The following is a 21,271-nucleotide window of genomic DNA, read 5'->3' as shown; positions in this document are numbered from 1 at the left end:
GTTTATTATTTCTATAGTAAATTTTTTCATAATAAATAGAATGAAATTTAACAACCTCTCCAACAAAATAAAATAGAAAGAAGTCTAATAATGAACATTGAATGCATGACTTTATGGCAATAAAAAACAACGATACTATTTCTTGAAGGAATAATTTGAAAGGTTTAGACAATAAAAATTTACATTACATGGTGTATCGCTGATAACAAGATATTTATATTAATAGAAGTTGTACATTTTTATGCCGGTTTCTTTATTATAGGAAAAGGTATGGTTAGTTATTAGTGAAAAGTGGCTGGTATGTAAATGTATTTAGTATTTATCTTAGCGAGCAGAGTTTTACGTTTTGATATATATTAGGCCTTATTAAGGTTGGTTATTTATTGTGTAATAAATGTTAATAATATGTGTAATAAAAATACCCTTTATATAAAGGGTATTTTTAAAGTAGAGAAGGGACATTTAGATTAAAAAATCATCCATATTTTTACCCTTCGCTAGTGCCTTTTTGATGACAGCTGGTGTACGACCTTGACCGGTCCAGGTTTTGATTTCACCATTTTCATCTTTATATTGAAATTTAGCCGGTCTTGCTGCGCGCTTAGTACGGTTAGATGTTTTTGAAGGAGTTTTTGCAGTAACTAGATCATCTAGACTAAGTCCTTCTCCTTCCAGTAATTTAATATATTTTGCAATTTTTTGACTATGAGCCTCTAATTGTGCTCTCGCTTGATTTTCATCTTCGCGACGTTCTTCTACAACGGTATTAAATTTATCATGTATTTCTTGCAATGATTCTAACGGCATTTCTCTTGCTATCGCACGTAAGGTACGAATGTTATTTAATGATTTAAAATATTTCAATGAATCACTCATTTTCCTGGTCTCGAATTAAAATAAATGTTGGCTGATGTCTACTAATAATAGAATGCTATTTTATTTTCTGCAATAGTGAAGTTACAAAATAAGGTTAAATTTATTGTTTTTTTAAATTTAAATTTCTTTGCAAAAGCAATATAAGCTTTCACTGTAAAAATATTATATATCTTATATTAGATACCCTGGATACTTAAAAATCTATACGAAAATGATAGAACTGCTTTTATATTTGAATTTCATTCAGATGTAAAGATGATGTTTTTTTATTTTTATTCAACTTTATGCTATGTAACATAAACTAAATTTTAACTTAATATGTGTAAAAGAGTTTGCTTATTAAGCTTTTGTTGAGTTATCACTACTAGGTATCTAAGTTTTTTGATGAATGTTAGCTATTAATAATCTTTTCTTATCACATACTTTGTTAAAATAAAGATGTTGTTTGTAGAGCGTGACATTTAAACATACGAACTTTTTCATGACTATAAACATTACTAAAAAATCTGTTATGTTAGTTATCAATATTTATAATCAAATTAAATGAAAAATAATGTTTGATAATGTATGTGGTAAACTTTCAAAATATTTGTCTAAATAGGTAAGAGGAAAGGGCTAATGGCTCAGCTTTATTTCTATTATTCAGCAATGAATGCAGGCAAATCAACTTAACTACTTCAGTCTTCATGTAATTATAATGAACGGGGAATGAATACGCTTATTTTTACCGCTGAGATTGATACCCGATTTGTTCAAGGTAAAGTAACCTCCAGAATTGGTTTAGTTGCAGATGCAATTTTATTTTCGCAACAGACAGATATGGGGAGATTAATAAAAGAAAAAAATAACTGTCAAAAAATTCATTGTGTGCTTGTTGATGAGTGTCAGTTTTTAACGAAAGAGCAAGTTAGTCAGCTTTGTGAAATTGTTGATTATGCCAACATACCGGTTTTGTGTTATGGATTAAGGACAGATTTTCGTGGTGAGTTATTTATTGGCAGTCACTATCTGTTAGCTTCGGCAGATAAACTTATTGAACTAAAAACCATTTGTTATTGTGGTCGTAAAGCAAGTAGGGTTTTGCGATTAGATGATAATGGGCTTGCTGTCTATCAGGGAGAACAGATTGAAATTGGTGGTAATGAAAAATATATCTCAGTCTGTCGTCAATATTATATGTATGCAATTAATCACACAAAATGTATTGAGGCGGGAGAAAAACCTTTTTCCGTTGTTCCATTTAAATAATTTTAACTCCCCATATTAGGTTATTATTCTTAAATGAAAATTAATTACGTAAAATAACTATTTTGGTTTGAAATTATTTTCAAATAAGGATTGGTAAAATATTTTGCGATTAAAAAAGCACCGAATATATTTTTCAGTGCTAATTATTAAATAAATGGTTACAAATAAAATGTTTATTAAGTAGGTTCTTTTACTAGATGACTTTTTTCTTCTGTTTGCAGAAATATATTTTTCTCTTCAGTAAAATTATTACCATAGTATGAATCTAACATAATTTGTTTTAGTTCAGCGATCAACGAAAAGTGAGGATTCGCACCAGTACATTGATCATCAAACGCATCTTAAAATAACTTATCCACTTTAGCTAAGAAATCCTTTTCTGCGACCCCAGCTTCACGAATAGATTTGGGGGTACCGAGCATAGTTTTAAGTGTTGCTAACCAATTAAGCAGTTTTTCAATTTTGTTAGCTGTGCGATCAGCTGGTGAGGTTAGCCCTAAGTGATCGGCAATCTCACCATAGCGAGGACGAGCTTGAGGGCGATCATATTGGCTGAATGCGGTTTGCTTTGTTGGATTGTCATTAGCGTTATAGCGAATGACATTTTCAATTAGCAGCGCATTGGCTAAACCATGGGGTATATGAAATTCGGAACCTAATTTATGGGCCATTGAGTGGCAAAAACCTAAAAAAGCATTAGCGAAAGCAATACCAGCGATGGTTGCTGCATTGTGCACCCGTTCGCGGGCAATCGGATCTTTCGCCCCTATTCAGATAACTGGTTGGCAAATACTCTTTTACCTGATGTTGTGGTGATGGCAACCATTTTGGCTTTAACACCCATTTTAGGGAATTTATGAATACGTTTACGAATACCCATAAAACGTAGAGCAAGCTCTTCAAAATGGGTTTCAGGATGTTCATACATTACCCACATGATTTTAGCTGTATCCATAGGAGAACCAACGCCTAAAGCGATAATCACATCTGGTTTAAAGGTATGCATTAAAGCGACACCTTTACGAATAATATTCAGCGTAGGATCGGCTTCAACTTCAAAAAATACTTCAGTTTCAACGTTAAAAGTCTTCAATACATTAACGACTTCATCAACATAACCATTATTGAATAAGTAACTGTCAGTAACAATAAAAGCCCGATTAGCACCGTCAGTAGCAATTTCTTCCAACGCTAATGGTAGGCAACCACGACGAAAATAAATAAAACTAGGAAGTTTATGCCACAACATATTTTCTGCACTTTTCGCTACTGTTTTAGTATTAATTAGGTGCTTAGGACCCACGTTTTCAGAGATAAAATTTCCACCCCAGGAGCAGCATCCTAATGTTAATGAAGGAGCCAATTTGAAATTATAAAGATCACCAATCCCACCCTTAGATGCCGGAGTATTAATTAAGATACGTGGGGTTTCCATTTTCTCGCCGAAATAATTAACTCGCTCAGTTTGATTGTCTTGATCAGTATAAAGACATGAAGTATGGCCAATCCCCCCCATCTCAACCAATTTTTTTGCTTTTCCAACGGCATCAGCAAAATCTTTACTATGGTACATGGTAAGTAATGGCAAGAGTTTTTCATGGGCAAAAGGTTTGCTCTCATCTGTGGCTTTTTAAAATTTTAGTGTTTAACGGCACTTGTATGCCGGCTAGTTCAGCAATTTTTACCGCAGGTTGAGCAACAGTAGCCGCATTTAAATTACCATTTTTTAAAATAATGTTTTGTGCGGCTTTCAGCTCTTTACCTTTTAATGAGTAACCCCCATGAGTGACAAAACGTTCGCGCACTTGATTGTAAACTTCGTCCACAATGATAACTGATTGCTCTGACGCGTAAATAACACCATTATCAAAAGTTTTTGACATTAAAATTGAAGCAACAGCACGTTTAATGTCGGCAGAACTGTCAATCACGACAGTTGTATTACCTGCGCCTACACCGATAGCAGGTTTTCCTGAACTATAAGCTGCTTTCACTATACCAGATCCACCGGTTGCTAAGATAAGATTAACATCAGGGTGGTGCATTAATGCATTTGAAAGTTCGACTGAGGGTTCATCTATCCAGCCAATGATATCTTTTGGTGCACCAGCAGCAACAGCGGCTTGTAATACGATTTTGGTGGCGTTGTTAGTGGCATTTTTAGCGCTAGGGTGAGGGGAAAAATAATCCCGTTACGCGTTTTAAAACTGATTAAAGATTTAAAAATGGCTGTCGATGTAGGATCAGTTGTTGGAACAATACCACAAATTACGCCAATAGGTTCAGCAATGGTGATAGTACAAAAAGTAAGATCTTCGGACAGAATGCCACAAGTTTTCTCATCTTTATAAGAATTATAAATATATTCCGAAGCAAAATAATTTTTAATCACTTTATCTTCTATAATTCCCATGCCAGATTCTTCAGCTGCTAATTTTGCTAAAGGAATGCGAGAGTCAGCAGCACGAAAAATTTTATCAACTTGATTCTGGTAAAATTTGCAAATTGTTGTTGTGCTTTTTTAACACGCACGACAAGTTCATTGAGTTCAGTAACATTAGTTCTAATAAATGTTAAATTTTTTTAGTCAATTAGCCTAGATTAGGAGCAATATAATTAAATATGAGGTGTCATATATAAATAGCGCAAAAGTGATATTTATAAAAAAAAAAGTGCATACTGAATCAATTCAGTAATAAGTTATATAAGAATAATTTCAATTAGCAATATAAGTAAATATTGAAGAATTAAGTTAGCAAAATTTTGTATGGTATTTAATTTAGAAACTTATTTTGTTATTGGAATTAGTTTTTTAATTTTAGCTAGATAAGTATGCTACGCTAAGATAAAGTGTTTTTCCTGCTAGGCTAAACATTATTTGTTTTGAATAATTAATTTTTAGCTAAGCGTTAATATTTGATTGAGGGACTCAATTGTGGTTGGTACTTTACTGGATCTTCCTAATTATATTAAGTTTTTTAGATCTTTTTGCGTTAGTTAATCCGATAGGAATTTTTCCTGTATTTATTAGTATGACTAATTATCAATCTGTGACAGAAAGAAACCTCACTAATTTATTGGCTAATTTTTCTGCGGCAATTATTTTATGTATTTCGTTATTGGTGGGAGAGGTTTTTTTAAAATCATTTGGTATCTCTATTGATTCTTTTAGTATTGCTGGCGGAATAGTTATTGCAGCCATTGCTATGTCTATGATTAGTGGTCGAATAGGTGAAGATAAGCAGAATAAACAGGAAAAATCAGAAACTGCCATTCGTGATAGTATTGGAGTTGTTCCTTTAGCATTACCATTAATGGCAGGGCCTGGAGCAATTAGTTCATGTATTGTCTGGTCTTCTCGTTGGTTAGGATAGCGAAATTTAGTTGGTCTATCGCTAACGTGTATCTTTTTTGCTTTGTGTTGTTGGTTACTTTTTCGCTCAGTAACAATTCTCGTTAAATATTTAGGTCAAACGGGAATTAATGTTATTACTCGTATTATGGGATCATTATTAATGTCACTTGGAATTGAGTTTATCATTACAGGCACTAAATCTGTTTTCCCCGACTTACTTTAAACGAGTAATAACATCATAAATAATTGATATTTATAACATATTAATGAAATTTTGGGATATTGATATTGTCATAAAAGCTATATTAATAAATTTATTTATCTAATTAATTGTAAGTTTTATGAATTATTAATCCATTATAAAATCAATTTCTATAGGCTAAAAAACACTTTTTTTACCAAGGACCGCAATAGCAATATCCATTTTAATTTATGGTTTAATAGGGTGATTAATAATTTAAAATTGAAATTTTTTCTGTTAGCTAATCCGCTTGATTATAATACATAAATGTAAGTTATGGTGCTGGAAATCTGCTCAATGAATTAATTTTGTTATTAACTATATACACCTAATTTATAAAAATAAGGCTAATTTTTATAAATTAGGTGTATATATGAATATCATTATCTGACAATTATGGGAAATAAATGTTATTGGTTGATTTATTAGTATTGGCTTAATTTAACAAAAATAATTTTTGGCGCTGATAATTTTATAAAAATATTACAATAATGGACTAAAAAAATAGCAAATACGTTCGATAACACGGTTCCATAATGGACGTTTATTCCAATTCTTCTGCATCAAAGGTGTAGAGCGAGCAATGTAATCATATTGAACTAATATTAGATCGCTACCAAAGCTTTTATCATCAATTACAACAGTAATTTCAAAATTAAGCCAAAGGCTTCTCATGTCTAGATTAACAGACCCAATTAAGCTTAACTCACCATCAACAGATAGGCTTTTAGTATGCAAAAGCCCCTCATTGAACTGATAGATCTTAACGCCCGCTTCTAACAATTCAGAGTAAAATGCCCGGCTTGCCCAACGAACTAAAAAAGAATTATTCCGATTAGGAATGACCATTAACACTTCGACACCCCGCATCGCTGCAGTGCAAATAGCATGGATGAGATCATCACTGGGAACAAAGTAGGGTGTGGTAAGGATCAGCTGTTTGCGTGCAGAAAAAATTGCGGTCATTAAAGATTGCTGGATTAATTCTTCCGGAAAGCCGGGCCCTGAAGCAATGACTTGAGTTGTATGTCCACTAGCTTGTTCAAACGGCATAATATTGGTGTCCGGAGGAGGAGGAAGAATGCGTTGACCGGTTTCCATTTCCCAATCAAAAGCATAAACAATGCCAAGGGTTGTTGAGACTGGTCCTTCCATCCGAACAACAATATCCACCCATTGTCCCACACCGGCATTTTGCTTAAAAAAGCGAGGGTCAACCATATTCATACTACCAACATAGGAAATATAATTATCAATAATAATTATTTTTCTATGTTGGCGTAGATCCATTCGTCGTAGAAAAAAGCGGAACAAATTTACTTTTAGTGATTCTATTAGTTCTATTTTGGCTTCACGCATTTTTTTCGGTTGATGGCTGTGAAAAAAAGACCAGCTACCGGCAGAATCAATCATAATTCGGCATTTTACACCACGTTTTGCTGCATTGATCAGAGCTTCGGTAACCTCATCAACTAACCCTCCGTCTTGCCAAATATAAAATACCATTTCGATATTGTAATAGGCTGAATTAATATCGCGTATAATGGTATTTAAAGCGTCTTGATAATTGGTTAAAAGTTGAATTTTATTTCCTTTAACGCCGCCAATTCCTTGTCTTTTTTCGCAGAGTTCAAATAAAGGTTCTGCCACTCGGCTATTGCCTTTGCAAAAAATATGTTTAGATTGTTTGAGTTTTTCAAGCCAGGTTTCAACTGAAGGCCACATATACTTTGCTTTAATTACTCGTCGCTTGCCAAGGTGTAACTCACCAAAAGCCAGATAAGCAATAACGCCAACTAGTGGGATGATGTAAATAATCAATAGCCAGGTTAGGGCAGAAGTCACCGGACGGCGTTTCAATAAAATGCGTATAGTAACCGTGGCAATCATTAGCCAGTACAGAAAAAGCACAGCCCAGTTTAATAGTATATAGAGGGTTGGCATAGGCAAACATGTTCCTATCTTAGAGTTGGTTCGATATTATTGATTATCTGGTTATTCACTATAGCAAAATAAAATTTGTTATGAATATGAAAAGTACGATTTTTAGCTTAAGTGAAAGTAATTTAATGTATTTTATGAATATTTTAATTATTTTTATATTTTTTTTGCTATATCCATGATATGTTAATTTGTCAGATTAAATAGTCACTTATTATTATATACTTCAAATGCTAAGCTTGGTTACTTTAAATAAATTAAATATGTTAATAATTGGTTTGCTTTTATGACTTACTATGTTGATATCGTTAATAAAAAACTAGATCATTACCTAATTTTATCGTCAACAAGATACTTTTTTAAACTTAGCAGACTATCCTTATTGAATATGATTGCTATTTGCATTTAGAATAGAGCTTATTTAATTTGCTTATTTTAAGAAAGAATTTTCTCATGCGTTGGATCCGTTCGGCATCATTTATTGTCTTATCATTATTCCTTCATGCTTCGTTAGCGGTATCTTGGTTTTTATTACAGCCTACATTATTAGCTTCCTCAGCTGAATCTATGTCAGTAACTATGGTTGCTTTAGCTGCACCTAGTCGTATTAGCCAGTCGGTAAATGTTAAACAGCCAGTAACGGAAATCGCGCCTAAAATAGAGCCTGATGCTGAAGCCAAACTGGCGTTACCTATGAAAAAAAAGGTCACGCCAAAAAAATCGATCGTTAAACAAAATTCTAAATCTAAGCAGTTAGTAGAAAATCATATTAAAAAAACTATTACCGAACAGTCAAAGCAATCACAAGCTAATGTCGTGAGCAAATTAGCAAGCGATGATCATGTTGGTGTTAATAACAATCAGCAGACTAATCAAATAGCTTCCTCATCAATTGCTATAGATGGCCCCAGAGCATTAAGAATTCAACATCCAGATTACCCTGATCGCGCTCGTAAACTCGGTAAAGAAGGTTATGTTAATGTTCTATATGATATTGATGAAAATGGTAGAATTGTTCACTTAGAAGTAGTTGATTCATCACCGAAAGGTTTGTTCGAACGTGAAGTTAAGCGGGCGATGAATCGTTGGTATTATGAAAAAATTCCGGCTAAGGGATTAAAAAAGACATTCCTGTTTAAAATCGATGGTTCAATTAATCTTTCTTAAATTGCTTTAGTCATAAAGCTTGCTTAAAGGCCAAGATAAATTGGCCTTTAAAAATAGATTAATTGGGAGATACGTTATCAGAGTTAGATAATTGGTAATGACGTTTTTCTTCAGGTAAACAACGGGGAAAATTATCCTCATTAACAGCAACATAAGTAAAAATGGCTTCGGTGGCTCGATAACGTTGGCCTACTGGCTCACTGGAAACTTTCTTGACCCAAACTTCAATATTGTTGGTAATAGAGGTGTTACCTGTTTTAATACAGCGAGCATAACAACAAATTACATTACATCGCCGCCTGAGACTGGTTTTTGGAACGTGATCCCATTGACGGCGACAGTAACAACACGACCAAGTGCAATTTCTTTTGCTAAAATTGCACCGCCAATATCCATTTGTGACATTAGCCATCCGCCGAATATATCACCATTAGCATTTGTATCGGCCGGCATTGCTAATGTACGGAGAACTACTTCTCCTTGTGGTAATTGTTGTTGTGTCATGAAAAATTTACTTCTGTTATTTGCCACAATATACCTGCTGGAAGTAGGTATCCGTTGTTATCATATCAATTACTTTTGTTCTTTAGGCAGATGTTTATAGATATACACCATGCTAAGTATTGTAAATATTAGTGTGACCGCGGTCAAACCAAAAACTTTAAAGTTAACCCAGACATCCTGAGGTAGCCAAAAGGCAACATAAATATTTACTAGCGCACAGATAGCAAAAAAGATTGCCCATGACAAATTTAATTTATGCCAAATCTCATTAACTAAATGGATCTCTTTACCCAGCATTCTCTGGATTAATGGTTTTTGGGTAAAATATTGGCTGACTAACAGTGCTAATGAAAAAATAGCGTAAATAACTGTCACTTTCCATTTAATAAAAAGATCACTGTGGAAAATCAACGTCAGTCCACCAAAAATGATCACGATGACTAAAGTAATTAACGAACTTTTTTCAATTTTTTTGTAGATAAGATAAATGGCCAGCATCGATAAAGCGGTGGCAATCATTAATGCGCCAGATGCGTAAAAAATATCTACTTTTTTATATACAATAAAGAAAACAATGAGAGGAATAAAATTTAATAGTTGTCTCATGAGCGCACTTATCCTGATCCTTTTTGAGTAAATATGAATTTTTATAATTATTTCATTAATAAATTATAAAATATCCTATTGCCAATTTGTTTTATATTATATTACCTTATTTGATAATAATGTCACACAGTGAGTAGGTGTATATTTTTATCAATAAAATTATCTACTGAGCAATAAAATTCACTATTAATATATTGAAGTAATTAACTTGTTATTACGAATACAGTGCAATTTTGAGTCAGCACGTTGGTTCTGTAATTAATGTTTAATTGTTTAAGTTAATAGTAAATTTTTACCACGCCATCTAATGGTAAATAATAGCCGTGGTATTTTTATTTGGTTAATTTGTTGTTTTTCCAACTAACATGTAAAGGCGGAAAAAATAGATCAATGTAAAAGAGGTAAGTAAATTATTCAATGTAAAAGAGATAATATTATTCACCATACTCGGTAAAAAACGAAACTGTCCAAGTAGCATAGTGAGTAACATTTGCAATGCTAGCCAAAGTAATAAAATTGCTAGAATTAACCACCAATGACGAAATGCTATTTTCCAACTTTGACTCATGGCTCGTAGCGGCATAATGTTTTTGACGGTTATTAAGATGATGGGTGATAAGGAAAAACCGATAGCTAAAATGATACCGGGTAAGATGAATAGCATAAAGCCAAAATAAATTATAATTGTGCATATAACTAACAAAATTAACATGTTAGGTAATATACGTACCGAAAGCACAAAAGCTTGCGATACACTGATACTATTGCCGGTACTGAGTTCTGACAAATAAGTAACTACTGAAGAAACTAATAATATTAATCCGATAAAAACCGCAGTCAATGAGAGTAGTGAGACTCTCATCATTATCGATTTTTCTTCATCAGATAATTGACTTACCCAGGTTAAAAGTGAAGTTGAGTCATTTTGACCACCAAGGGTTTTGACGATAGTTGCCATTTCATCGATGGGAACCAGAAAATAATAAAGTATTAGACTGATGGTAGCTGAAATGAATGACAGGATAAAAAGGCCGCTCAGCTGATTTTTAAAAAAATTAAAGCTATCGCTGATAAGTGAGTTGGCCGTAATGGACATGAACACTGCTCCTATAACTGGTTTTTATCATCACATTTTAATTGTATATTGTAACTGACAGTGAAGAGAGCGTATAGCTTTTCTATGGTAAAGCTATTGCTATATCAGTAAATTTTGTGGTTATTTTTTGTTCAAATTGTACTGTGAGCATTTCTGGATCAATTTGGACGTATTTACAAATGACCTTTAAAATATCACGTTTCATTGTGGGTAGGTAAGCCGGCCCACAGTCATTACGTCGTCGTTGGGCAACAATAATTTGTAGCCTTTCCTTAGCAATATTGGCCGTTGATTTTTTTTCGACAGGATAAAATCTAATAAGGCCATATTTTATCCTCCAAACAAGTACTTTAAGAAGCCTTTTTTTTCTTCTTCAATAAAACGAATAGGGCGGTTTTTACCTAAAATTCGATCAACGCAGTCACTGTATTGTATGCTTTGCCTACATCAGATTTGGCATCGAGAATAACAGGCTTTCCTTGGTTAGAGGAACGTAAAACGGATTGATCTTCAGGGATCACACCAATCAGTGGGATACACAGAATTTCAAGTACGTCTTCCATACTCAGCGTATCACCATGAATGACACGACCTGGATTATAACGGGTAAGCAAAAGTTGCTCCTTGACGGGTTCTTCGCCACGTTCTGCACGGCGTGATTTAGAAGCGATAATACCGAGTATGCGATTTGAATCACGTACAGAAGAGACTTCAGGGTTGGTGGTAATAATTACTTCATCGGCGAAATAAAGTGCCATCAAAATGCACCACTTTCAATACCTGCGGGTGAATCCCAGATAATGAATTCGAAATCTAATTTTTTCAGTCCATTTAGCACTTTTTCAACGCCTTCGCGTGTTAATGCATCTTTATCACGTGTTTGTGAAGCAGGAAGTAAATGCGTGCCATGAAGTCATTCCTGTAATAAGGGCTAAATGATATTATTAATCGTCAATTCATTATTTATCAAACAAAGTCTAGCTGCTTTCCCGATAAAATCTGCAGGAATTTGTTCACTTACCCAAAATTGTCCAGCAATAGAAACTAATTCCGCTTGTAAGTGTGTACAGTAAATTTGACAATCATTATCGCCAGATGCGCCAGCAAGTACTCTACCACGCATCATGCCATAAATATGTATATTGCCATCAGCAATCAATTCAGCACCAGCAGTAACATTAGCGTTAACAATTAAATCACAATTGGCGGCATATATGCGTTGTCCTGAACGAACATAGGTGGTAATAATACGCGTCTTGCCATGTTCAGTGGTAGCGATATTGGCAGTTTTTTTATTTTGTGTTTTTTGATGTTGACCTTCACTAAGTAAAGGTAGGCCAATATCAGTGATAGCCTGGCGTAATTTAGTATTGGTACATCCACTAACACCAACTATCTTTAAACCTGCCTGACTAATAATTTTATAGCAGGATCAAATAGTATTTACATCTAATAGACCAGCAACATTGAAGACAACAGGGTCATTTCTCAAAAATTCAGGCGCTTAGTCAATTTTTTCCTGAATTGCTTTTTTAATAGCTTCAGGATCTTCATTATGAATATGAAGAACAGTGAGAGTGAAGCTACTGCCTTTTAGTTCGATTGGTGATTATACCATCTGCATTCGACTCAGCATGTTTAACTGACCCATAGTGGAATTTTGGACGATGATATAAGGAAATACAATATTATGTTATAATTACTTAATTAGTCAGGCAAGTCAAAAATGTTAATAAAAAAGAGCTAAATTGAATGTTTTGTGTCATTTATTGTAGTCCAAAGAAGGAACAAACTTATCTTTATGTAGAAAAAAAGACAATTTTTCACGCGTCCTCAAACCATTATTACAGCAATTTGGTGCTCCCCGATTTGTCATGACTCTCAGTTTGACAGATTCGAAAAAAATTAGCCAATGCTGATATTGATAGGGTTAAACGGGAGCTTATCGAGGTTGGTTATTATCTCCAGTTTCCGCCTCCGGTTGAAAATATAATGGAAGATTATCGCTATCTGATTGACAAATTGGAAAATCAACTACTGGCAGAGCAAAAATAAGATAATACTGAATTAAAAATTTTTGAGGATTATCGCTATGAGACTCAAACTTATTTATACAGTAATTGGTAGTTTCTTATTGATAGGTGATTTGTTCATCGCAATGCTGCCTAAAGTGATTTTCTTGATATCAGTACCGCAAGCAATAGCGGCGCAATCTAGTGAAGTTTCTTTAAGTAAGGTATTTCCGCATAAAAAACGTAGTTTGGCGCAATCTCCAGCTTATGTTCAATATTTAAAGCAAATGGCAAAACAACAAGGAATAAGCGAAGCAACGATCGCCCGGGCTTTTGCCAATATTTATTTTGTTCAGCGAATTGTGGCCGCAGATCGTAGACAGCCGGAAAAGTGTGCTAACGTCAATTTAGAAAATTATTTACAAAAAGTTTTACCATCATCCCGTATTAGCATGGCAATACAGCAATACCGTAATAATAAGCATCAACTGGATATAACCAGTAAGCGGTTTGGTATTCCGGTGCAATATATTGTTGCACTTTGGGGATTAGAGAGTAAATTTGGTGAAGTTCAAGGGCAAGAAGATGTGATTTTCGCCTTAGTCACTTTGTCCTTTGATGGCCGCACTAAAAATTATGGATAAGGGCTATGTGTCGAAAAACCATTGTTTAAAAGGCTCTTGGGCCGGTGCAATGGGACAAACTCAGGTTATGCCTACCTCTTATCTACAATATACTATAAATGGTAATGGTCAGATTGATATCTGGCACAATAAAGCAGATGTTTTTGCTTCAATTACCAAATTACCTTAGGTATGAAGGTTTGCAAACATATTTATCTTGGGGCACACAGGTTAAGTTACCAATAGGTTTTGATGTTGGTTTCGCAGGGATAAAGAAAAAAGGAAAATCGGTAGAACAATGGAAAAAACTTGGCATAGAAGTTCCTGTGATGGCTAATTTGGCGTTAACTACACAGACTTGGTTAATTATTCCAAAAGATCCGCAAGTCAGGATCTATCTGGTGACTGATAATTTTCGCACCATTATGCACTGGAATCGTTCTTACTATTTTTCATTATCTGTCTGTTTAATGGCTGACGGTATTGCTCAACAAATATAATAAATTGAGTATAAGCAACAATAAATAGGAGTAAGACTATGTATCAACACCATGATTGGCAGGGCGCTTTGCTGAATGTATCTGCTAATAAAGTGGTTTGTGTAGGCAGTAATTATGCCGAACATGTGCAAGAAATGAGCGCAAAGCAGCATAAAGAGCCGGTCATTTTTATTAAGCCGGAAACCGCCCTTTGTGATATTACTCAACCTATTTTGTTGCCAAAAGGGCTAGGCACAGTGCATCATGAAATCGAGTTAGCTATTTTGATTGGCACGACGCTGAAACAGGAAAATGATCAAGAGAGAATTAAATCAGCAATTAAAGGGTTTGCCGTGGCACTTGATTTGACTTTACGTGATTTACAGCAAACATTAAAAGCATCTGGTCAGTCATGGGAAAAATCCAAAGCTTTTGATGGTGCTTGCCCAATATCTGGATTTATTGCTGCTCATGAGTTTGGTGATCCACAAAAAGCGAGCTTAAGTTTATTGGTTAATAACGAAATACGACAGGAAGGAAACACCGCCGATATGCTGACAGCCATATTACCTTTGATCAGTTATATATCGCATTTTTTTACTTTACGCCCTGGGGATGTTATTTTGACAGGCACACCCAAAGGTGTTGGCCCACTAGAAGTGAACGACGAGCTTACCCTTCATTTAAATGATCGAATTTTAAAAACACGAGTTATCTAATAAGAGGATTTTTATTTTATATGTCTCAGTCTTTTTGGCAGCGAAAAACGTTAGAACAGATGACCGATGAAGAGTGGGAATCATTATGTGACGGTTGTGGGCAATGCTGTATGCATAAGTTACTGGATGCCGATATCGATGAAATTTATTTCACCAACGTGGGATGTGATCAATTAGATCTTAAAAGCTGTCAGTGCAAAAACTATGCAGAAAGATTTAGTTATGAACCAGATTGTATCAAATTGACAAGGGATAATTTGACTACCTTCCGTTGGTTACCTAACACCTGTGCTTATCGTTTAATTGCTGAAGGAAAACCGCTGCCATCCTGGCATCCATTAAAAACCGGTTCAAAATTAGCTATGCACCAAGCTAAAATATCCGTTCGGCATATTGCGGTTAGAGAAATTGAGGTGATAGATTGGGAAGCTCATATTATTCATACCCTTTGATCTTAGAGAGAAAAATGGAAAACCATTACTTAGAGCAATATGTCAGATTAGTTAATGATATTGCATCACTTTTTGCTATTCGAACTAGTCTACAAGAAAATCACCTTTCCAAAAAACAACTTATTGATAAAGGAATTACACCTGACGCATTACGCGATATTTTGTCTGCGTCACCTTGTGCCTGGATTGCGGAAATAGCTGGCAATCCTATCGGCTTCTCTATGGTGGATATGGAACAAGGCAGTATTTTTGTTTTATTTGTTCGTCCTGAGTTTGCCGGGCAAGGTTTCGGAAAAATTTTATTAACCAAAGCTGAAACGTTTCTTTTTCAACAATATAAAAAAATTTGGCTAACGACTGATGCTGCGAGTCGTGCCTGCGGTTTTTATCAAAAACGGGGCTGGTTGCCGGTTGAAAATTTGCAAAATGGAGAAATACGACTGGAAAAGTTGATTAATTAATATTATTAACTTGATTATTTTATTAGTCATCTAAAATTGGTTAATAGCATCCGTTGTGATGGTTAATTCACTCAAGTTAACTAAGAAACCAATTAGCAATTATGGCGGTTATATTCAGTAATCGACAACTGGAAGTTACTAGGCCGTTGGCGGAAGTTGTTGGTGGTATTCCACTTTGGATTATTCATTGGTTAATTAGCGATAGTTTTGTGCCATAAGCGCCCTAAAGCACTTATGGCAATCAGCTGCCAGAAGCCCTAGCAATAAATATTGTCTTAATGTTAAAGATTAACCTTCAATTTTATTAGCACACGGCTCTCCTTGAGCAATCTGTTTAATATTTTGTAGCGTTGTTTTGCTAATATTATTGAGCGCTTCTTCGGTTAAAAAGGCTTGGTGTCCAGTGAATAGGACATTATGGCAGGCAGATAAGCGGCGAAAAACGTCATCTTGGATCACATCATTCGATTTATCTTCAAAAAATAACTCACGTTCATTTTCGTATACATCCATCCCTAAGGCGCTAACTTTTTGTTGTTTTAGTGCTTCGATTGCCGCATTAGAATCAATTAAACCGCCGCGGCTGGTATTGATCACCATAACCCCATCATTCATTTTATTGAAAGATTGTTCATTGAGTAAATGATGATTTTCCTTTGTTAATGGGCAATGGAGGCTAATAATATCGGCATGCTTTAATAAAGTATCTAAATCAACATACTCAGCACCAAGCTTTAATGCTGCTTCACTGGGATAGGGATCATAGGCAAGTAGTTTCATACCAAAACCTTTAAGAATACGTAATGTTGCTAAACCGATTTTACCGGTACCGATAATGCCAGCAGTACGATTATGCATGTTAAAACCGGTTAATCCTTCCAGTGAAAAATTGGCATCCCGAGTACGTTGGTAAGCGCGGTGAATACGTCTATTTAGACAAAGCATTAAACCCACTGTATGTTCAGCAACAGCCTCAGGAGAATATGCAGGTACGCGCACAACTTGAATGCACAATTTTTTTGCAGCAACTAAATCGACATTATTAAATCCGGCACAACGTAAAGCTAAAATTTTAACATCCAGCTTTGCAAGCTCTTTAAGTACTGCGTGACTCGCATTATCATTAACAAATATACAAACGGCATCAGCACCTGCAGCATTTTTAGCAGTTTGCGGTGTGAGTGGAAAATCAAAGTACTCGATATCAAAATTAAAATGACCCTGTTTATTGATTTGATCGAAATGAATGCGGTCGTATTGTTTTGTACTATAAGAAACGACTTTCATTGGAGGCTCCAATATAAAATGAGTATAACTTTTGCACCTATAGCGATAAATGTGCTTAGTGTTAATAGAATGGCACAAATAGAGGATTATATGAATCGATGGATAAAAATTTGTTGATAACATCTCTAACGTAGTTGTGGTGTAAATCTATTAATAAGATGGATCAATATTAAAGATCCATTATTATGGTTTTAATGAGGTTGATTAAAACAAAGGAATAGTAGAGTGTCTAAATTAATAAAATATATTCATAATCTTGTTTTTTATTGTTATCACCAGCTGGTTTTCAATCCCGCATTGGTTACCTAGAGTCAGTCAATTATGGCTATCCAAAGGTGCAGGATTGTCAATAAGATTACCGAAAATCACCGGCCAAGGGATTGTTGTAGACGATATGAAAATCGCAATAGGCAGCTGTGAATGGGTGAAGGTGGATCAATTAACTGTTTCTTCGGCTGAATGAAGATACGGTTAATTTAACCGGTAATATCTCGCTACCCTTGAGTTTGACATTAATTCCCCAACAGGGAAAAAGTGACGCGATTTTAACGATTAATCTATATACTAAGTCATTGATTGTACAATTAAATTATACAAATCGCTCAGGGACTTTGCAGCTAACAGAACAACAGTCTCAAATGCCATGACTCTTTTTGCCCTGCAATTAGATGACCAGTATTTGACTATTAAGCAAGGAAACTGGCGTTGTCAAAATGGTGATCAATTATTATCAGGAAAAATCGATTTTCGTCTGGCTAATTGGCGTGATAATTTGGCTGATATGCGTATTAGTGGTCGCGCTAATATGTTGACGACGGGCGGGGAAGGCCAAGCTAATTTGGTGCTGACTGTTGAGCAGGGTAAATTGTATTAGCTAAATAGCCATATTCCATTTCAATTAATGGGACAGGTTAAAATTAATGATCTGATTATTGATATGCGAACCCCAACCCTGATTTCAGGTCCCTTGCTCTCTCCGCGTATTACTTTTTTACCATCATCATTAATTAGAATGTATGGAAAAATAAATAAAACATTAATGCTCGATGAATTACGTCTGCCGTTAGCGGGCACTTATTTGACGGCACAAGGGGTAACTGGGCGTTTTCAGGCAATTGCTAATACAACTGACAGTATTGGGGCCATGCACAATTACCCCCCCCTTAATGCCAATTGGGATCTTAGCGGTGATGGTTACTGGATTAACTCTTTATTGGTGGTAAACAGATTGAATACCGGATTTGATAAAATTCAGTATGGGATGCTTAATATGTTTCATCCCCGTTTAACGCTAGTTATATACTAATGTGAAATTAGCATTAGCTTCTACTTTACCTGGTAAAACAATATTTTCTATTGCAACATATTTTGCAATAAATTTTAAAGTCGCTATTTTATCGATAATAGGATAAACGCCAGTTTTATGGTTTAAAGGAATATAACGTTCACTATTGTTATTATATATTCCAATAGCAACACTTGTTGCATAGCCATCTCCTTCCTTAATAGCTAGCAACTCATTATTTATTTCATCTTTAACACCATCAAATATAACAAAAACCTCTTGACTATTATTAGGTAAATTGTTGATTTAAATATTAAAAACCGTTGGTGAGGCTGTGTCATTTACTTTTTTAAAACTATTTGTTGCCACAGTGCCTAATGATACGGTTTGATCTTTAGTAAGTGCTTTAAACGTACAAGATGATTAAATAATTTCACCGGTGAATTTTATAGTATAGAAATAATTATTGTTTTTTCTTTAAACTGAGTGAAATAAAAAATATAAGATATTAAAATAATATTAAATGCATTGAATTAAAAAACTAATTTCCTAATTATAAAATTATTTTTCTCTGTAGTTATTAAACAATAGTTATTTTATAAAATATGCAAGATAGACATTAATCTATTTTAATTTTACTAAAAAATTATTTTGTTAATACTATTTATAATAAATAGCCAATTTTGTTAGCTACTAATAGCAGGCCTAAGAAATCATGGTTTAATTTATATTTAGTTACAACATACTTTTATAGATAAAAAAATAAACTAGCAAGGTAGAACCTTTAAGTTGAAAATTTACTACATAAATAGAAAAACCAACATAGTCAACTGATTGCAACTATGTTGGTTATTGTTAAATCTCGTTAATTAAATATGAAGTAAATACCAAAATGCGGGGATAGAAGAGAAAATAATTATCATTATTGCATTTCTTTCTAATCGACTGAGTGATTTTTTATTATTTTTTATAGAAAATAGCTAAGTGGGTAGTGAAGAGTGAAAGGTTGGCAATTAGGCATTGCTATTATCATCATGTTGCAGATTAACAACTGCAATGCTGTTTTTTTCTTCTGCGCAAACAATATCATATCCATTCTTAGAGCGACAACACTGGCCTGATAATTTTGATCCTCTGATTATTATTTCATTGATATTAAAAATCAATATAATCTGCTATCCAGTTTAACAATAAATAATATATGTAACTCAGTAAGTGACGCTGTCACTAAAAGGTGTTTAAAACAACAAAAAAATAATATAAATGATAACTTGAACGGTAATTTTATTACCACAAATAGCACAAAGAAATTTTATTTTAATAATTTAAGCCAGTTTTCTAGTCACAAAGAATTAAATAGAATGAAAAATTTTGAGGCTATGGAGATTGAATTTAATATAAATTACAAAATAAATCATAAAATTAGTTTTGGGACGAGATTTCTTAATAAAATAGATGGTATTAATTATAAATTAACTGAATTTGATTTAATTGCGCATGGTATTTCTAATCAAACTATTGTTTTATTTTTTCTATTTTACCAAAATAAAATATTAAATATTGGTTAAATTATTAGAGGAAAATTTTACGGATCTTAAGTAAAATAATTAGTTGATTGACTCAGCAATGGAGTTATTATTGAATGCCGCACCTTTAGAGCCTTTACCAAAAACGATGCTTCTTGCTATTGAAATTATTGAACCTGGCGGGCCGGAAAAGCTAAACCCCACCCAATTACGACTAATAAAACCACCAGAATCACATTTACTTGTTAAAGTTGCCGCCACGGGTGTCAATCGTCTGATATTTTTCAGCGTATGGGGGTTTATCCACCACCAGCAGATGCATCTCCAATACCAGGATTAGAAGTTGCCGGTCAGGTAGTTAGTGTCGGGGCAGATTGTCAGCGTTAGAAAATAAGGTTTGGCCACTGATTAATTCAGGTAAGATAAAACCCATTATTGCTAAAACTTATCCATTAGAACAAGCAGAAAAAGCGCATCGTTTTATGGAATCAGGAGCTTTAATTGGTAAATTAGTATTAGTTAATGAACACTTTTAATATTGGTTTTTTAAGCATTATTTTCACTTTATTTAGAGCTACTCTGTAGTTAAAAATTTATGGTTAAATTATATGAATAAACAGTCTAATTACCTGAAATTACTTCTAATATTATTACCTTTACCAGCTTTAACCTATGATGAACAAGTTTCGTTAGAACAGTATCCGACTAAAGATATTGTGGCTTATTTCAAGCAAGCACAACAAAAAGGTTTAACTGGCATTGCTCAAAAAAGTAAGTCGGTTTATGCGCAACTTGCTGCGCCGGGTGAAATTATTAAGACAATCATTAAAGGCGTTGGAACTGAGGTAATATCGTCGTCCGCTGAGGAGGGTGATTGGGTGGTGGAAAATATTTGTCCTGCCACAGGTAATGAGCAATATTTGGTTGAAAAAGTAAAATTTCACCAGTATTATCATGATCCTGTTACCCTATCAAGCAAGCCAATTATTTACGTTTTATTCCGACCGGTAAAATGATGAATTGTTTTATTGTACCTGAAACCGAATCGGCGTTTACCTATTATTAATAGCTGGGGAAAAAAGCAATTATTGAGTGCCGGTGACATTGTTAGCCAGCCTCAAAGTTTTTATCATGTGCCAAAGCAGTCATTTTTTTGTACTTATAATATTCTGGTCACTGCACATAAATCGTCTAATAACTTTGCCAGTAATTAGTAATGTCTGCGCTGGTGCTTATCATGTTCTAATTGATATTCTTAAAGTTAATTTGACGCATTATTTCTCAAATCAAAATCGATTTATTCATCGGTTTTTTTATATTATATTTATTTACAATAGGTAATACCTATTGAATTAATAGTAAAAAGGAATTAGACGTAATACTTTTATGTTTA

General features: G+C 34.1%; 16 protein-coding genes and 10 pseudogenes. 15 read left to right on the top strand and 11 right to left on the bottom strand.

Annotation, left to right across the window (positions count from 1 at the left end; genetic code table 11):
- Nucleotides 1-462 precede the first annotated feature (462 nt).
- A complete protein-coding gene (locus AC01GB_RS16330; RefSeq protein WP_474452701.1) occupies nucleotides 463-876 on the bottom strand; it encodes an H-NS family histone-like protein in 414 nt (137 codons plus the stop codon).
- A gap of 732 nt (nucleotides 877-1,608) precedes the next feature.
- On the opposite strand from AC01GB_RS16330, the pseudogene AC01GB_RS16325 reads away from it, so the two are divergent.
- Nucleotides 1,609-2,124, top strand: a pseudogene (locus AC01GB_RS16325) (thymidine kinase); the annotation flags it as partial.
- Between the two features lie 236 nt (nucleotides 2,125-2,360).
- Here the strand turns inward: AC01GB_RS16325 and AC01GB_RS16320 are convergent.
- A pseudogene (locus AC01GB_RS16320) lies at nucleotides 2,361-4,692 on the bottom strand (bifunctional acetaldehyde-CoA/alcohol dehydrogenase); the annotation flags it as partial.
- Nucleotides 4,693-5,059: 367 nt separating this feature from the next.
- Here AC01GB_RS16320 and AC01GB_RS16315 point away from each other — a divergent pair.
- Nucleotides 5,060-5,702, top strand: a pseudogene (locus tag AC01GB_RS16315) (YchE family NAAT transporter).
- Nucleotides 5,703-6,203: 501 nt separating this feature from the next.
- On the opposite strand, the gene cls reads toward AC01GB_RS16315, so the two are convergent.
- Nucleotides 6,204-7,664 (bottom strand): cardiolipin synthase, encoded by a 1,461-nt coding sequence (cls, locus tag AC01GB_RS16310; protein WP_474452700.1) that lies wholly within the window; start codon nucleotides 7,662-7,664, stop codon nucleotides 6,204-6,206.
- A 450-nt stretch (nucleotides 7,665-8,114) separates the two neighbouring features.
- Between cls and AC01GB_RS16305 the strand changes: the two genes are divergently transcribed.
- Nucleotides 8,115-8,828, top strand: coding sequence for a TonB family protein (locus AC01GB_RS16305; RefSeq protein WP_474452699.1), 714 nt, complete (start codon nucleotides 8,115-8,117; stop codon nucleotides 8,826-8,828).
- Between the two features lie 58 nt (nucleotides 8,829-8,886).
- Here AC01GB_RS16305 and yciA read toward each other — a convergent pair.
- From yciA to minC, 6 genes and pseudogenes are all read right to left on the bottom strand, one after another.
- A pseudogene (gene yciA, locus AC01GB_RS16300) lies at nucleotides 8,887-9,332 on the bottom strand (acyl-CoA thioester hydrolase YciA).
- A gap of 69 nt (nucleotides 9,333-9,401) precedes the next feature.
- A complete protein-coding gene (locus AC01GB_RS16295) occupies nucleotides 9,402-9,938 on the bottom strand; it encodes a septation protein A (RefSeq protein ID WP_474452698.1) in 537 nt (178 codons plus the stop codon).
- A 340-nt stretch (nucleotides 9,939-10,278) separates the two neighbouring features.
- The gene (locus tag AC01GB_RS16290) at nucleotides 10,279-11,034 is read right to left on the bottom strand and encodes a YciC family protein (RefSeq protein ID WP_474452697.1); all 756 of its coding nucleotides are present in this window, start codon (nucleotides 11,032-11,034) and stop codon (nucleotides 10,279-10,281) included.
- 124 nt (nucleotides 11,035-11,158) lie between these two features.
- Nucleotides 11,159-11,361 (bottom strand): annotated as a pseudogene (gene minE, locus AC01GB_RS16285) (cell division topological specificity factor MinE); the annotation flags it as partial.
- 3 nt (nucleotides 11,362-11,364) lie between these two features.
- A pseudogene (locus AC01GB_RS16280) lies at nucleotides 11,365-11,935 on the bottom strand (septum site-determining protein MinD); the annotation flags it as partial.
- Nucleotides 11,936-11,965: 30 nt separating this feature from the next.
- A pseudogene (gene minC / locus AC01GB_RS16275) lies at nucleotides 11,966-12,637 on the bottom strand (septum site-determining protein MinC).
- 149 nt (nucleotides 12,638-12,786) lie between these two features.
- Here minC and AC01GB_RS16270 point away from each other — a divergent pair.
- From AC01GB_RS16270 to AC01GB_RS16240, 7 genes and pseudogenes are all read left to right on the top strand, one after another.
- A pseudogene (locus tag AC01GB_RS16270) lies at nucleotides 12,787-12,953 on the top strand (YcgL domain-containing protein).
- A complete protein-coding gene (locus tag AC01GB_RS16265) occupies nucleotides 12,928-13,089 on the top strand; it encodes a YcgL domain-containing protein (RefSeq protein WP_474452925.1) in 162 nt (53 codons plus the stop codon). The pseudogene AC01GB_RS16270 and the gene AC01GB_RS16265 overlap by 26 nt, the downstream one beginning before the upstream one ends.
- A 37-nt stretch (nucleotides 13,090-13,126) precedes the next feature.
- Nucleotides 13,127-13,859, top strand: a pseudogene (locus AC01GB_RS16260) (lytic murein transglycosylase).
- A 10-nt stretch (nucleotides 13,860-13,869) separates the two neighbouring features.
- A complete protein-coding gene (locus AC01GB_RS16255) occupies nucleotides 13,870-14,169 on the top strand; it encodes a lytic murein transglycosylase (RefSeq protein WP_474452696.1) in 300 nt (99 codons plus the stop codon).
- Nucleotides 14,170-14,207: 38 nt separating this feature from the next.
- Nucleotides 14,208-14,867, top strand: coding sequence for a fumarylacetoacetate hydrolase family protein (locus tag AC01GB_RS16250; RefSeq protein WP_474452695.1), 660 nt, complete (start codon nucleotides 14,208-14,210; stop codon nucleotides 14,865-14,867).
- Nucleotides 14,868-14,887: 20 nt separating this feature from the next.
- On the top strand, nucleotides 14,888-15,319 hold the full coding sequence (locus AC01GB_RS16245; RefSeq protein WP_474452694.1) for a YcgN family cysteine cluster protein: 432 nt from the start codon (nucleotides 14,888-14,890) through the stop codon (nucleotides 15,317-15,319).
- A gap of 14 nt (nucleotides 15,320-15,333) precedes the next feature.
- Nucleotides 15,334-15,780, top strand: a complete 447-nt coding sequence (locus tag AC01GB_RS16240; RefSeq protein ID WP_474452693.1) for a GNAT family N-acetyltransferase — start codon at nucleotides 15,334-15,336, stop codon at nucleotides 15,778-15,780.
- 288 nt (nucleotides 15,781-16,068) lie between these two features.
- Here the strand turns inward: AC01GB_RS16240 and AC01GB_RS16235 are convergent, their stop codons facing one another.
- Nucleotides 16,069-17,067, bottom strand: coding sequence for a 2-hydroxyacid dehydrogenase (locus AC01GB_RS16235; RefSeq protein WP_474452692.1), 999 nt, complete (start codon nucleotides 17,065-17,067; stop codon nucleotides 16,069-16,071).
- A 643-nt stretch (nucleotides 17,068-17,710) separates the two neighbouring features.
- Between AC01GB_RS16235 and AC01GB_RS16230 the strand changes: the two are divergent.
- Nucleotides 17,711-18,373, top strand: a pseudogene (locus AC01GB_RS16230) (intermembrane phospholipid transport protein YdbH family protein).
- On the opposite strand, the gene AC01GB_RS16225 reads toward AC01GB_RS16230, so the two are convergent.
- Nucleotides 18,359-18,583, bottom strand: a complete 225-nt coding sequence (locus AC01GB_RS16225; RefSeq protein WP_474452691.1) for a fimbrial protein — start codon at nucleotides 18,581-18,583, stop codon at nucleotides 18,359-18,361. The pseudogene AC01GB_RS16230 and the gene AC01GB_RS16225 overlap by 15 nt on opposite strands.
- A 1,130-nt stretch (nucleotides 18,584-19,713) precedes the next feature.
- Here AC01GB_RS16225 and AC01GB_RS16220 point away from each other — a divergent pair.
- The 4 genes from AC01GB_RS16220 (at nucleotide 19,714) to AC01GB_RS16205 (ending at nucleotide 20,894) form a co-directional block, all read left to right on the top strand.
- Complete coding sequence (locus tag AC01GB_RS16220) at nucleotides 19,714-19,920, top strand: hypothetical protein (RefSeq protein ID WP_474452690.1); 207 nt, start codon at nucleotides 19,714-19,716, stop codon at nucleotides 19,918-19,920.
- Between the two features lie 70 nt (nucleotides 19,921-19,990).
- A complete protein-coding gene (locus tag AC01GB_RS16215) occupies nucleotides 19,991-20,218 on the top strand; it encodes a hypothetical protein (RefSeq protein ID WP_474452689.1) in 228 nt (75 codons plus the stop codon).
- Between the two features lie 34 nt (nucleotides 20,219-20,252).
- Nucleotides 20,253-20,414 carry a zinc-binding dehydrogenase gene (locus AC01GB_RS16210; RefSeq protein ID WP_474452688.1) on the top strand — a complete coding sequence of 54 codons (162 nt, stop codon included), beginning with the start codon at nucleotides 20,253-20,255 and terminating at the stop codon, nucleotides 20,412-20,414.
- Between the two features lie 72 nt (nucleotides 20,415-20,486).
- Nucleotides 20,487-20,894 carry a hypothetical protein gene (locus AC01GB_RS16205; protein WP_474452687.1) on the top strand — a complete coding sequence of 136 codons (408 nt, stop codon included), beginning with the start codon at nucleotides 20,487-20,489 and terminating at the stop codon, nucleotides 20,892-20,894.
- The last annotated feature ends 377 nt before the right edge of the window (nucleotides 20,895-21,271 follow it).

Source organism: Candidatus Arsenophonus phytopathogenicus (assembly GCF_056113345.1).
This window is presented reverse-complemented; position numbering and strand designations above follow the sequence as displayed.